Origin of the sequence: Streptosporangium sp. NPDC051023, assembly GCF_040689595.1 — a bacterium.
GTDB lineage: Bacteria > Actinomycetota > Actinomycetes > Streptosporangiales > Streptosporangiaceae > Streptosporangium.
In genome coordinates this window covers 198,137-211,191 of the sequence record NZ_JBFBCE010000004.1, presented here as the reverse complement: position 1 = coordinate 211,191, position 13,055 = coordinate 198,137, and the positions used below count along the sequence as shown (strand labels likewise).

Annotated in this window: 8 protein-coding genes; 5 read left to right on the top strand and 3 right to left on the bottom strand. The window is 62.9% G+C overall.

Annotated features, from left to right (window positions below; translation table 11 throughout):
• Nucleotides 1–299 precede the first annotated feature (299 nt).
• A complete protein-coding gene (locus tag AB0395_RS04535; protein WP_366277008.1) occupies nt 300–533 on the top strand; it encodes a BldC family transcriptional regulator in 234 nt (77 codons plus the stop codon).
• Nucleotides 534–919: 386 nt separating this feature from the next.
• Here the strand turns inward: AB0395_RS04535 and AB0395_RS04530 are convergent, their stop codons facing one another.
• Nucleotides 920–1,531, bottom strand: coding sequence for a DUF6461 domain-containing protein (locus AB0395_RS04530; RefSeq protein WP_366277005.1), 612 nt, complete (start codon nt 1,529–1,531; stop codon nt 920–922).
• A 497-nt stretch (nt 1,532–2,028) separates the two neighbouring features.
• Between AB0395_RS04530 and AB0395_RS04525 the strand changes: the two genes are divergently transcribed.
• The 4 genes from AB0395_RS04525 (at nt 2,029) to AB0395_RS04510 (ending at nt 9,455) form a co-directional block, all read left to right on the top strand.
• A complete protein-coding gene (locus tag AB0395_RS04525) occupies nt 2,029–2,190 on the top strand; it encodes a hypothetical protein (RefSeq protein ID WP_366277003.1) in 162 nt (53 codons plus the stop codon).
• Between the two features lie 251 nt (nt 2,191–2,441).
• Nucleotides 2,442–2,753, top strand: coding sequence for a hypothetical protein (locus tag AB0395_RS04520; RefSeq protein WP_366277000.1), 312 nt, complete (start codon nt 2,442–2,444; stop codon nt 2,751–2,753).
• 1,087 nt (nt 2,754–3,840) lie between these two features.
• On the top strand, nt 3,841–8,787 hold the full coding sequence (locus tag AB0395_RS04515; RefSeq protein WP_366276998.1) for a DNRLRE domain-containing protein: 4,947 nt from the start codon (nt 3,841–3,843) through the stop codon (nt 8,785–8,787).
• 62 nt (nt 8,788–8,849) lie between these two features.
• Entirely contained in the window at nt 8,850–9,455 is a 606-nt protein-coding gene (locus AB0395_RS04510) for a hypothetical protein (protein WP_366276995.1), read from the top strand.
• An 809-nt stretch (nt 9,456–10,264) separates the two neighbouring features.
• On the opposite strand, the gene AB0395_RS04505 is transcribed toward AB0395_RS04510, so the two are convergent.
• Both AB0395_RS04505 and AB0395_RS04500 read right to left on the bottom strand, forming a co-directional pair.
• Complete coding sequence (locus AB0395_RS04505; RefSeq protein ID WP_366276993.1) at nt 10,265–10,702, bottom strand: hypothetical protein; 438 nt, start codon at nt 10,700–10,702, stop codon at nt 10,265–10,267.
• A gap of 236 nt (nt 10,703–10,938) precedes the next feature.
• Nucleotides 10,939–12,555, bottom strand: a complete 1,617-nt coding sequence (locus AB0395_RS04500) for an alpha/beta fold hydrolase (RefSeq protein WP_366276990.1) — start codon at nt 12,553–12,555, stop codon at nt 10,939–10,941.
• Nucleotides 12,556–13,055: the final 500 nt, after the last annotated feature.

The following is a 13,055-nucleotide window of genomic DNA, read 5'->3' as shown; positions in this document are numbered from 1 at the left end:
CAAATCCGGGCGGCGGACCCCATACCCACGCCCCCCGTCCCCCCTCGGCGCGCCGGGGGAGGAGGGCCCGGGTCGCACACCCACGCGGTTCCCGGGACACCGGGGAAGGGGAACCGCTCCGCGCCGGTCTTCATGCCCCCGCAGACCGGCGCTCCCGGTGCCCGGCCGGACCCTGACTTCCGGCAGGGCACCATCCACCGACCAGATCCTCCGGCAGCAGACCCCGGACGGCTCATGCCGACCATGCTCCGCGAGCCGTTCGGCCGCATCCCCACCCACACCGATCGGGAGATTCCCCCATGACCACCATCATGGTCATCAGCTCTGACGGCACCTTCGCCATCGCCGACACCGCCGAGCGGCTCCTGACCCCCGCCGAGGTCGCACGCCTGTTCGGCGTCGATCCGAGGACCGTCACTCGATGGGGGAGAGAGGGCAGGCTCGGTTCCATCCGCACTCCGGGCGGTCAACGTCGCTACAGGGAGGGCGAGGTCCGCGCGCTGCTGAGGAGTGGTCAGCCCGAGATCATCTAATGGCGCATGCTCGGTCCGCTTTTCAGGCGTGGCAATCACCCTGCTCGCTACGAGCTGGGCTGGACGGATGCCGACGGTGCCCTGAGTGTGTCTGCGGTGGTGGACGTTGCCGTCAGTCGCCTCTCCTCATCCGATGGCAAGGTCGAGGAAACAGGGCTGCGGCAGTGATCTCCTGGTGCTGAGAGCCGTGGATACCGACGTCAGCGATCGTCATGACCCGAGCCGCTGACGATCTAATCCGTAGAGAAGAGCGGGCACCTCGTCAGCGGCTTCCCTCGCTGGTGGAGCGGTGGATGCGGGTTGGAGCGACGTGATCCTGTAAGGCGGCGTTGCTGTACACCATCCGTGGACGCAACCGACGTGCCGCGCCGGCTGAGCATGAGCCGTCAGGAGGTGGGTCTGATACAGGAGTGCTGTGCCTCGAACCAGTCGGTGGCGATATCGGTTCCCGTGAAGCGCCCGATCAGCGCCAAGGCCGAGCTGACGCTCTCCTCCCGGTCCACGCGATCATCGAAGACGTCGTCAGCGCTGATCTGGAAGCGCAGGCCGCCCATCAGGTGATCGAGCGCGTGCGGGTCGTCGCCGAAGCGCAACTCCGGCAGGGAGGGGCTGAAGGAGGTCACCAGGCGCCCGTCGCGGGCGTAATGGAAATAGTCCCTGTTACTGATGTCCATGCTGAGGCCGAAGGCCTCGCGGCCGCCCACAGTGATGGACAACAAGTGCTCGCGTTCAGCGGTCCCCGGCACGACGCTGATCCAGTCCCCGACCTCGGCGACCCAGAGGGATCCGTCGTCGATGTTCCGGTCGAGGATCTCATTCAGGTGGCACGGGGTGCGGGTAGAGAGGTCCAGCTGGTATATCGGGGCGAGGGCGTCGAGGTCCGCCCCCTTGATCCAGATGGCGTCGAATCCCAGCGCCCACAGATCCATGTCGCCGTCGAGCCCCTCGGTGAAGAGGGTTGAGGCCAGAAGATCGTGCAGGTAGGTCGGTGACTGCATGGCCGCCTCTCGGAAGGAGGGGGCATCCGGCGGAGAGCCCCCTCCTCAAAGGTTGTTACGGGTTGCCTTGCTCGATTGTCACGAAGAAGGCGTTGCCGGGCCGGTTCCGCGCTCCCCCTTCGAGGGTTGCATTGGGAAGCACGCGATAGCGGGCGTAGAAAGCGCCCAGATCGCGACCGGCAGCTTGATTGTGGTCCCAGCCGGACACCGACGAGTGATCCAGGGCACGAAAAAGCCCAGCTCACCGGGTGGTGAGCTGGGCTTTCGCCTTGCGCGGCCGAGAGGACTCGAACCCCTAACCTTCTGATCCGTAGGGGGGAGTCGTCCGCGTTTGGTCATGCCGTCTACCTGCATAAACGTCAGCTCGACGGCTATAGGCGGCCTACCTTGGGAAGGTATTGGGAACAATCCATCACGAGCGTCAGGGCCTGCAGCCTGAGCGGCCACGACCAGACCTTCGCTGGTAGTTGAGCGAACGCCTAAAGTGATCTCCAGATTTGTCCTGCGCCGGCCGCTGCTCCGAAAAGAAGTCCAGCTTCCCGAGGCGGCGTTCCATCGTCCTGGCCGGCCTGGCGCTGGCCGGAGCCGGCAACACCCTCGGGCTCGGCGAGTGGTGGGGCGGCACCAAACTCGTCCGCCGCTTCCCGATCCTCAAGTGACGGCCTCGCGCCGATCCCCGATCGGAACGAGAACCCCGCGGCCGCGCTGGGGCTGAAACCCTGGCCGGACGGGCGCGCGGGTGTGCGGAGACCTTTTCGCCGTGACGGTTGTCCGGAACATGACACCTGAACCACCGCGGGCATATTGACGCCCCCCCTACGCCCGCATTTACTTCTTTTAAGAAAGCTTCCTAACTGTAAATGCGCTGGTCTGCCGCGAAGGCATTCCGGCCACCCCCCAGGAGCACCATATGAATGTGAGAAAATGGGCCGCGACCGCATTCGCCAGCGTCCTGGCGACGGCCGGACTGGTGACCGCCACGGCCTCAGGCGCGAACGCCTGGCCCACCGAATGCAGCTACCAGCTCGACCCCATCCCCGGCGAGCACGGGATCAGCAGCTACTGCTCTAGCGGCACGTACCAGCACCGGGCCGTCGTCATGGAGAGTCACCACTACGCCGGGATCCTCGCCATCGACAGCCCGTGGGTGCCCGCCGGGCAGACCTCCTACACCAGGATCCCCTATCACCCGATCCTCAGCATCCGGATCGACACGCGCTGACACCGTCCCGGACCCCATACGCGCGGTCGGGCCCGTGACCGGACAGGCCCGGCCGCGTATGTGTGCGGCCCGGCCGGAGCAGGGCCGCGCCGCACACATGCGCGCGTCCTGGTCAGGACGGCTTCGAGCGCTTGGGCTTCCCTGGGATTCTGGGCGTTCTCCAGGTTCTGGGCGTCTTCGAGGCCCCGGGCGCTTCCGAGGTTCCCAGCGCCTTCGAGTTCGAGATTCCGGGGCGGGCTGTGCCGGTGCTCCAGTGCGCCGGGCGGTGGAAGTTCTCCACCGGACCTACGAGAAGTGCCTCGTCGGCCACGACGAGATCGCCATGCGCCGAATCGCCGAGATCTTGCGCCCTTCCCCGCGGGAAGGCATTGGGAAGGATCAGCCGGATGCCGCCGGTCATGGCCGGACACAGCCGGACACGGGCGAGTGATCCAGGGCACGAAAAAGCCCAGCTCACCGGGTGGTGAGCTGGGTTTTCGCCTTGCGCGGCCGAGAGGACTCGAACCCCTAACCTTCTGATCCGTAGGGAAGGGCGGGTGCCTCGTCGGCGACCTCTTGGCCTGCCCAGGCAGTGGAAGCGGGTTGGTGGCGGGCGATGTCGTAAGGCGGTGTTGCTGTACGCGGCTGCTGTACACCACTTCCATGGACGCGGCCCGCGGCTGGTAGGTGTGGACGTCACGCCGAGGTACTGGGCGAGCAAGCCATGGCCCAGTAGCTGGGCCTTCGGATGGGCCTCGGTGGCGATGCGGCCGAATCCAGCCACTGGCCAACGAGAGCAAACAACAAACGCCCCTCGTAGCGCCATCTCATCACCAAGATCACATTCGGTCACTCCTTGTGCACGTAAGTCGATCTTTACTTTATGTTGCCCTTATGTGAAGATCGCGAGGTTTGCAACAACTGTTCGAGAAAGGCCAGAGTGCGCACACTCCGACCAGGCATCGGTGGTTTGTCCAGAAGTCAGCGCCGCGTCTCCGTGATAGCCGCGCTCGGACTGTCCACCTCCCTGATGGCCGCACCCGCGACCGCCGATCCCACTCCTGAACCCGCCGCTCCCGCTGCCACGTCGACCCCGACACCCAGCCCGGTGGACGCCGCGAAGCAGGAGGCGAAGAAGCAGAACAAGCGCGTCGAGATCCCCTCCTACCAGACGGAGACCTCGACCACGTTCGCCAACCCCGACGGCAAGACCCTCTACACCGAGCTGTACTCCACGCCCATCCACGTGCAGAAAAACGGAACGTGGCAACCGGTCGACACCACGCTGGTCGAAGAGGGCGGGGTCATCAGACCCAAGGCCGTCAAGGGAGAGTTCACCCTGTCGACCGGTGGCGACACCACCCTGCTGAAGACCAAGGGCGACAAGGGCGACGCCGCGCTCTCCGCCGACGCCAAACTGCCCAAACCGCAACTGACCGGCGACACCGCCACCTACCCCTCGGCCTACGGCCCAGGCGTCGACCTGGTCGTCACCGCCACCCCCACCGGACTCCAGCAGAAGCTCGTGATCCGGCAGCGCCCGGCGGCGAAGAAGAAGCTGAGCCTGCGCATCCCGGTCGACCTGCCCAAGGGCATGCGCTACGGCAAGGACTCCTCCGGCAAACCCGCCTTGCTCGCCGCCAAGGGCGACAAGAAGGTCGCCCCCGTCACCGCGGCCCCCATGCTGGACGCGGCCGCGGCCCGGCAGCCGGAGACCGGCCGCGTCGGCACGGCGACCACCGCGACGGAGCAGAACGGCGATGACTCAGCACTGGTGCTGACCCCCGACGCCGCCTTCCTGGCCGACCCGGCGGTGACCTACCCGGTGACGGTGGCGCTGGCCTCCGACACCTGGACCGGCACCGGCATCGCGGGTGACACCTTCGTCAGCACCAGCTACCCCAACGGCAACTCCAACGACATCAACTACCAGCGCATCATCGCCGGCAAGTCCAACAGCGGCACGGCGACCTGGCGCGCCTACATCGACTTCAACATCAGCAATACCCCGCTCATGGGCGGCACGGTCGACAACGCCGACCTACGGCTGTGGAACTTCCGGGCCAACGCCTGCACCTCGGAGATCAACTCCGGCATCGTCGCCCGGCGCATCACCACCGACTGGACGATCAGCAACCTCACCTGGAGTAACCAGCCGTCGGTCACCACCGGCGGCCAGGTCGGCAACAAGGGCGCCTACAGCGACGACTGCTCCCGGGGCGAAGGCGAGCTGTACTACTCCATCGAGACCATGGTCCAAGCCTGGATGAACGGCACGGCCGACTATGGTGTCCAGCTCAGCTCCGCCAGCGAGTCCGACAGCACCAACTGGCGCTGGTACCGCTCCTACGAATATGGATACTGGGGCAGCGGCGCCCCTCGTGGCCCCGTGCTATTCGTTAGCTACACGCCCAAACCGCAGCCGCAGCTTCCTCCGATAGGCGCCGTTGGTTGGTTCTTTGACGGGGAGACAGGGCTAGAAACGCGCGCCGATATAGAGGCGGCGGACAGCAATCCCGCTCTGGTCAGAGCTAGCGATGTGCAACCCACTGCTCCCGATGTGACTGATGAGCAAGCTATCGAGGAGCAGGCATCTTCTGGAGAAGAGATCGAATTTACCATCCCAGACGCCATCATTGACGACCCAGAGGTATCTAGCCCTGAAGCAGACACTACAGCACCAACGGTAGTTATAGCGGATCCAGCCCAAGGCGCGGCTAATGTACCGGTCAACACGAAGATTACTGCGATCTTCGGTGAAGAGGTAACAGAAGCGCAGCTTTCAATTAGAGATTCGGCTGGAGCGCTGGTAGCAGGCGACTCAGAAATGGGCACGTCGAACGCAGCGCTAATTTTCACGCCGACACAGCCATTGACGGCAAACACTACCTATACGGTCGATGTGGGCGTACTTAAGGATGTAGCAGGGAACACAATGACGACCCCGTATACGTGGTCGTTTAGCACTGGACAGGCGGGACCTGATCCCACGCCTACTCCAACAGGTCAGCCGCCAGGAGAGCAGCACACTGTTGCGCTGCCGGTGCAAGCGGACACATGGATCGACAATCAGGGATCCACAGGTCCCGATGGGCCTGATCTGTGGGCGGGCGCGTACGGCAGTAGCAGCCCGAGAGCCATCGAACGGACGTATCTGAAGTTCGATACCTCGTCTCTCGCAGGCAAGACAATCACCGATGCCAAGCTGGAGTTGTGGAGCTACGACGCGTACGGCTGCGGTGTCAGTGGTTCGGGGATCAAGGTCCAGAAAGTCACTTCAGCCTGGAGCGCGAGCACTCTGAACTGGGGCAACAAGCCGTCAGAGACCGGCAGCGGCGAGGCGGTCGCCACCGATCCCGGCGGATGCTCCGGCACGCCCCCAGAAAATGTCTCATGGACCTGGCCGGTGACCGGCACCGTGCAAGCCTGGGCATCGGGTGAGAACAACCACGGCCTGGTGCTGCGTGGTGTGGACGAGTCCGCCTCGGCTCCGATGTACGACCGCGGCTTCTACTCGTCCGAGTTCGGCGGACTGGAGCCTCACCCACCGGTGCTCAAGGTGACCTACACCGACAGCCCGGGGTCTTCCCCGTCCCCAACGGTCACCCCCACCCCGACCGTGACGCCTACGGCCACTCCGACTGTCACGCCCACTGCCTCCCCGACTCCGACCCCGACCTCGACCTCGACGAATCCGCCGACCACGCAGACGATCTCGTTGCCGGTGGAGACAGACACCTGGATCACCGACCAAGGGGATTCGGATCCGGGCGCGGACTCCGTGTGGGCCGGTGTGTACGAGTATTTCCTGGGAGGACGGTCCATCGACCGCTCCTACCTGAAGTTCAACACCTCGTCCCTCGCGGGTAAGACAATCACCGACGCGAAACTGGAGCTGTGGAACAGCGCATCTGACAGCTGCGGCGACAGCGGTTCCGGAATCAAGGCGCAGAGAGTCACGTCCGCCTGGAACGCGAGCACACTACTGTGGGCCAACCAGCCGTCCGTCATGACCAGCGGGGAAGTCGTCGCCACAGACCCCAACGGATGCACAGGCGAATATCCGCACGATGTCGGATGGACCTGGCCGGTGACCAGCATGGTCCAGGCCTGGGTGTCGGGCCAGGCCAACCACGGCCTGCTGCTGCGCGGCGCCGACGAGTCCGCCTCCGCACCGCCGTACGATCGGATGTATCACGCGTCCGAATACAACGGTTCGGACGCCCACCCACCGGTACTGAAGGTGACCTACGTCGTTGCCCCGGGCGTCGCCCCGATTCCGGCACCGGCCTCCGAAGAGAAGACGACGGCCAGGGAACCGGCGCACTCCCGCTCGTCGGACGGTGTGCCCGCGAGGGTGGTCTCCCCGTCGAACTCGGCTGTTCTCGGCCGCAAACCGGCTGTGAGCAAGCTGTGGACGCGCCCGTTCACCACAGAGCAAGGCGTGACGACCACGTCAACGACCACACCACACCTCATGGTGCAGGTGACCGCTCCCGCGCACCGGCGTTCGACCGTCAATGTCGAAGTTGTTCACGACCCGAAGGCGCCGTCTCAGGGCAAGGGACTGATCTGGTCCGGGATCGTCACCAATGTCTCCTCCCATTCCGTCGGAAGCCTCCAAGTTCCGGCCAAGAAACTGATCGACGGATGGCAGGTACGCTGGCGAGCCCGTACCACAACTGGCGGTATTTCTGGACAGTGGTCACAGTGGCAAAGCTTGACCATCGATACAGCTGAGCAGACAGAACGCACCAAAAGCGCATCTGCGGCGACTATCTCAGACCTTCCTAGCTACGATCCCGCAAGCATTCCCGCAAAAGCATCAAATACTTTCGACCGGCTGACACCGGTGAGCTGCGCAGAACGACGAGAGCTAGCCGGCCGTGGTGTTGGGTGGATTAAGAATCACTTCACCTGGTGCCAGATGTCAACCGTTAAAGCTGTATACGAGTACCAACAATGCACGGAGACGGTATGCCTTCCCCAATGGGATGAATTTAAGGCGGAGGTTATGCTTATCGCGTATACCTTCAATGGGAGAGCTGGAAGGTATAAACAAGGCGAAAGTACGCGCGATATCTTGGTCGAAGCCTACGTCTACAATCCAACCACTCGTGGCAGAACTTATGCCACGAGGAGTATGACGCTAGGCATGGACATTGGAAATAAAGCGAGATGCGAGCACATTCAGCAGTGGAACAATCAGAGTGTCAAGAATCATCGAACTGATCTGATCACTTCTTGGATGGCGAACGGGAGGGCCACGTTTAGGTTCAAATGCGATCAGCGCAAATCAGCTGCGCAACGGACTATCAAATGGACTGAAGATGGAACTCGCACCGTAAAGGTGCCGAACGAAGACCTAGTAAGCTTCACCTCCATTAAACCATACGCGAACTTCCCGGACTGGCCGAATACAAAATGGCAGTATCTCGCAGGTGGGGACCAGGCGAGGATAGGGAACATCGTACGATGCGACACTGCAGATTATATGAAGTACAGGGCGGGTGGATGCGTCTTCTACAAGACCGAGCCTGCGATGAAATGGACGCGCACCGCAATCGGGGAAAGTGGTCGAACGTGGACCCTGGATCAGGCCTACCAGCACTATTGGAATGCATGCACAGATCCGGATGTAGAAACTTGGCCAGACAATTCTGGGAAAGCCGTAATTCCGGGATGCGATAATCCGGGCACTCCGAGGAGTGAAAAGTTCCTGCATAGGGTAGGAAAGAAAGAAGCCGGTAAAAATCACGACAAAACCACGCCGACATGCCAATCCATATGGCCTAACTACCCCAACGACGGGGAAAAGCAGTGCGACGAGTTTCCCTTCGCTTCAACCCGAGAGACTACCGACTCATCGCCTGATCGTATGTCCTATTGTCCAATTAAAAGCAAACACAACTCGGATGCAGGAACGGCGTTGCAGTCTTTCTATGACAAGGATAGGGTGCTCGTCGGAGACCTGTTCACCAATAGGTTCGATACATCCGTCCCTGGCGACCATCTAGGCAGAGAAGAACTCTGCGGAGTACCAGCAAACCCGTAGGCCGTGATGAGGGTGCGGAAGCCATCTATTGGCTTCCGCGCCCTCAAATGGAGGTAGGGCAAGTGTCCATCGAAGAAATCATCAGCCACTATCAGGAATTCTTAGAAACCAATCAATGGATTTCACTGGACCAGCTGTGCTGGACAATCGTTAAGGAAAGGTTCGGCAACCCCGCTGCTGCCGATGTTGGAGAATATCTGTCCATCGGAGGCAACTTCGAGGTTGGCGATTTAGAGGTAGGAGAAGGGGCACTCGAATTCTCGCAGATCGCTGGAGTTTTTTTCATCGAAACACTCGATGGCGGCTATTTTCTCATCCAGACAAACGATGACTACGCCAGCAGTAACCAGGTTCTTCGGGTGCTGAGCAGGGAAGCGCAAGCGTGGAGTATCGCATGGACGGGCCCTCAGCATCGCTTCGCGTACGCCGCAGACGGAGAAGTGCTAATGGATTGGCCTGGATTCCGTTCCAGTGACGCCATTTATGGGAACATGCCTGATGCGCTTTCCGAGGAAGTGACACTAGTTCGAGAGGTCTGCCAACGTGAAAACTGGCAATTTAACGAGGCTGTAATGATGGCGGTCATGGAGATGGTAAGCGGTATACGTCTAAACTCCGCCTGGTTCGAGGGAAACCAGGCGGCAATAATAGTTCGCGACATAATTTAATCACTCGGCACTTCGCCGCATTCGGATCACATTCGATCATCGCGGGGAAAAAGGATTGTCTCTTTACTGCGGCTACTGACCTAATGATGCAAACGTCTCCAATGCTTAATTAATGCTCACGACGCCTCCTCTAGTAGATGGTTCGGCCGTCCCGCCAGATCAACATGGCGTCCCCGTTCAACTGTTCTTGCCGATGATGGCGACCGGTGAGCGTCCGTCACCGTCCACTCACTAGATCTCTCGCCAGTGCCCCATGAGTACTTGCTTGCAAACGAGGCCAGTCACCGGGGAGTAGGCTCCTCGGCCTGCTGCGACGTGTGTTGCTGGGCAGCAGAGTGCAGGCTTGTGCCCCCTGGCATGCGCTCCGGCCCTGGAGGGGTACGGCTTACCTGTGGCCAAACGGTCTCCGGATCGGCAAGATACCGAGGAAAAGATCTTCGACATGTATTCGGCACAGTTAGCCGGACACGGCCGGATGCCGGCAACTGATCCAGAGCATGAAAAAGCCCAGCTCGCCGGGTGGTGAGCTGGGCTTTCGCCTTGCGTGGCCGAGAGGACTCGAACCCCTAGCCTTCTGATCCGTAGTTATTGATGATCTACGTGCGATGTCGTCCGGCGCCCCGTTGTTATCCCAGGTCAGAGTTACCGTCTGTGACGACATCACGCGTTAGGATTCAGTAGACGGACACTGTCGGATGAAGGTGGACACCGGAAGAGCGTCCTGATTTCCTTCGGAGGACCTGGGCCGGGATAGCGGGCTGCAGGCGGGCCACGTCATGGGCCTTGCTCGATTGGGCGCGGCCTCCCTCTCACCGAGGCATGGCGGTCGTCTCATAACGCCGGAACAGCGACAGGAACACGACCAGCACCGCGCCTGCCAGATAGTGCATGATCGGCCCGGTCTCGACGATGTTCCACCCCCCGAAGCGAAGCGTTTCCCGGCAGTCATCGGTGACCATCTCGATGGCGAAGGGGATCGTGAACACCACGGCGATCACCGCGAACAGCGCCGCAGTCACCCAGGCGGCGATGGTGCTCCACCTGCCACGAAGGGCGAGAACCGCAGCCAGACCAAGAGCCATCACGACGGTGGGCCAGCCGTTCAACTCCGCGGACATGGTCCGCCAGTTGATCTCTATCAGCCAGCCGACATCCTGGAAGACGTACGGCTCGGCGTCGGCGGGGCAGATGAACAACTCCGACTCGTAGATCGGCCCTTCAGGGAAGTACCACCAGGCGGTACGCATCGCGGGGGCCGTCAGAGCCGCCAGGGTCAACAGGAGTGACCCCCAGCGCGGGTTCCGCGGTAATGGAAACAAGATTGCCGCCGCCTCATCGTGGATGGAGGTGCCCGGAGAGGCCCTTGAACCGTGGCACGGCCGAGAGGACTCGGCCCCCGGGGAGATCGACCGTCACACATGGCGGTGCCCATGGCCTCGTGCGGGCCATGGGCACCGTTTACGTGATCAGGCGCGGTTGTGGCTCATCCAGACGTTCTGGACGGGCTCGGCTGGGGGAGGGACAGGCCGGCCCAGTGGAGTTGGTCCGTTCGCCACACCTCGGACTTCCGCTTGAGCGTGGTCCCGCCTCCCGGGAGGCAGCGGAAGCCGGGCGGGGGCACGGCCAGCGAGATCAGGTAGTTGTCGATGGGAACCGTGCTGCACTCGTCCTTGCCGTAGATGCGGTGGCCCCAGCCCTCATAGGTGAGCAGCGTGACCTTGGGACCGAGCTGGCGGCCCACGTTGGCGGTCCAGGCGTACGGCGTTGAGGGGTCGTGGATCGAGGTGCCCAGCAGCAGCGGAGCGCTGCCGGTGTAGCGCAGACGGTGCTGCGGGTTGTTGGTCGGGTGGTTGAGGCAGACGGGCAGGTCCTCGATCGGCATCGGGTTCAGGCGCATGTCGGGAGCCAGACGGGCGTTGCTCCGCAGCAGCGCCGCGTACTCCCGGTAGTTGCGAACCCGAAGACTGTAGTCCTCACAGAGAACCGCGGTGGGAAGCTGGGCGACTTCCCCCGTCACAGGCTGCCGGCCGGGCAGCGGAGGCACCCACTCCGGCAGCGGCCCGCCGTCCAGGGCGCGCAGCATCTCGCTCAGCAGTTGCCAGGCGGGCCCTTCGGTGCCCAGCACGCCCTGCCAGAGGACCTGCACCTCGGTCATCGGACGATCCGTGACGCCCGGGTAGTACAGCTCGCCGCGGCGTGCCTTGGCCAGCAACCTCTCCCACAGCGCCCGGACGTCCTGCCCGTGCAGGGCACAGGCGGTCTCGTGCTCGCACCAGGTGACGAACTCGTCGAAGGCGTCCTCGACGGCGGCGGCCTCGGTGTCGAGGAACGCCTTGACGCCGAGGCTGTGGTCCATGTTGCTGTCCAGGGCCAGAGCCCGAACCCGTTGCGGGAAGAGTTCGGCGTACATCTGCCCGATCAGCGTGCCGTAGGAGACCCCGTAGTAGGTGAGCTTCTCCTCGCCGAGCGCGGCGCGGATCGCGTCCATGTCGCGCGCGACGTTCACCGAGTCGACATGGTCGTACAGAGGGCCGGTACGGGCCCGGCAGTCCTGGCGCAGCCTCCTGGAGTAGGCGGTCCACCTGTCGAAGTCGGCCTGGCTGGTCATGACCGCGTGCGGCATCTGGTTGTACACCGACGCCGAGCAGATGACCGGGTGGCTGCGGCCCACGCCCCGGGGATCGAAGCCGACGAGGTCGAACCGCCGCTGGATCTCCTCGGTGAAGAAGCCGGGGGCGCCGTAGGCGAACTCGACACCCGATCCGCCCGGTCCGCCCGGGTTGATCAGCATGGATCCGATCCGGGCCGAAGGGTCGGTGGCCTTACGGCGGGCGAGGGCGAGGTCGATGGTGGGCCCGCCGGGCCGGGACCAGTCGATGGGGACGGCCAGCGTGCCGCATTCGGCGCTGGGCTCCTCTTCGCAGGGGGCCCAGGTGACGCTGCCCTTCGCGACGTTCGCGGGGGCTTCGTCTCGGGTGGCCGCGCCCGCGGCCGTGGAGACGGGTAACAGCGCCGCCACCGTCACGAAGACAGCGGCGAGCAGGGAGTACTTCCGGCGCACGTTGCTCCAATCGTCGTCGGCTGGCCTTCCGCCCGGCACTCGTCCGACTCTGATCAACCCCGTCGACGGCCCGAAGATAGCGGCGTGGTGAGCGGCCCCCCGTGGGCAGGCAAAGCGCAAAGCGCCCAGCCGATCTAGAAATTCGCCTTGTACGTCTTATCACGAAATATGCGGATATGTTGAAGGCGCATGAAAGGCGTATTGGGGATCTGTGGATGGAGTTGCCCCGACCTTGATATATATCTTGGCTTTTGTGTGCTATGGGATTATTGAGGTGATTTTGGGGGTCATGGAGGCTTCGTACTCCTCGGGGTGAATGCCCGATCGCAGAGTGTAGGCGGGCCTCGTTGAATCGGGCCGCCCGATGCCTGCGGGGGGTGCTCGCCGTGGTGTGCGCTCTCCGTGTGCGGGTGGTACGGAATCCGACGGTGATTTCAGATGGCTCGGTATCTGTCCCGAGGGATGCTTGACGTGTCAAGCCGGGACATGTTTTCCGGGTGCTGTTGTTGGGCGGTCTTTCGTGCGTTTGTTTACGGGTG

Bases quoted from the DNA above. Each gene is read 5' to 3' on its own strand.
- AB0395_RS04530 (WP_366277005.1), bottom strand. From the start codon at position 1,531: ATGCAGTCACCGACCTACCTGCACGATCTTCTGGCCTCAACCCTCTTC.
- AB0395_RS04520 (WP_366277000.1), top strand. From the start codon at position 2,442: ATGAATGTGAGAAAATGGGCCGCGACCGCATTCGCCAGCGTCCTGGCG.
- AB0395_RS04535 (WP_366277008.1), top strand. From the start codon at position 300: ATGACCACCATCATGGTCATCAGCTCTGACGGCACCTTCGCCATCGCC.
- AB0395_RS04505 (WP_366276993.1), bottom strand. From the start codon at position 10,702: ATGCGTACCGCCTGGTGGTACTTCCCTGAAGGGCCGATCTACGAGTCG.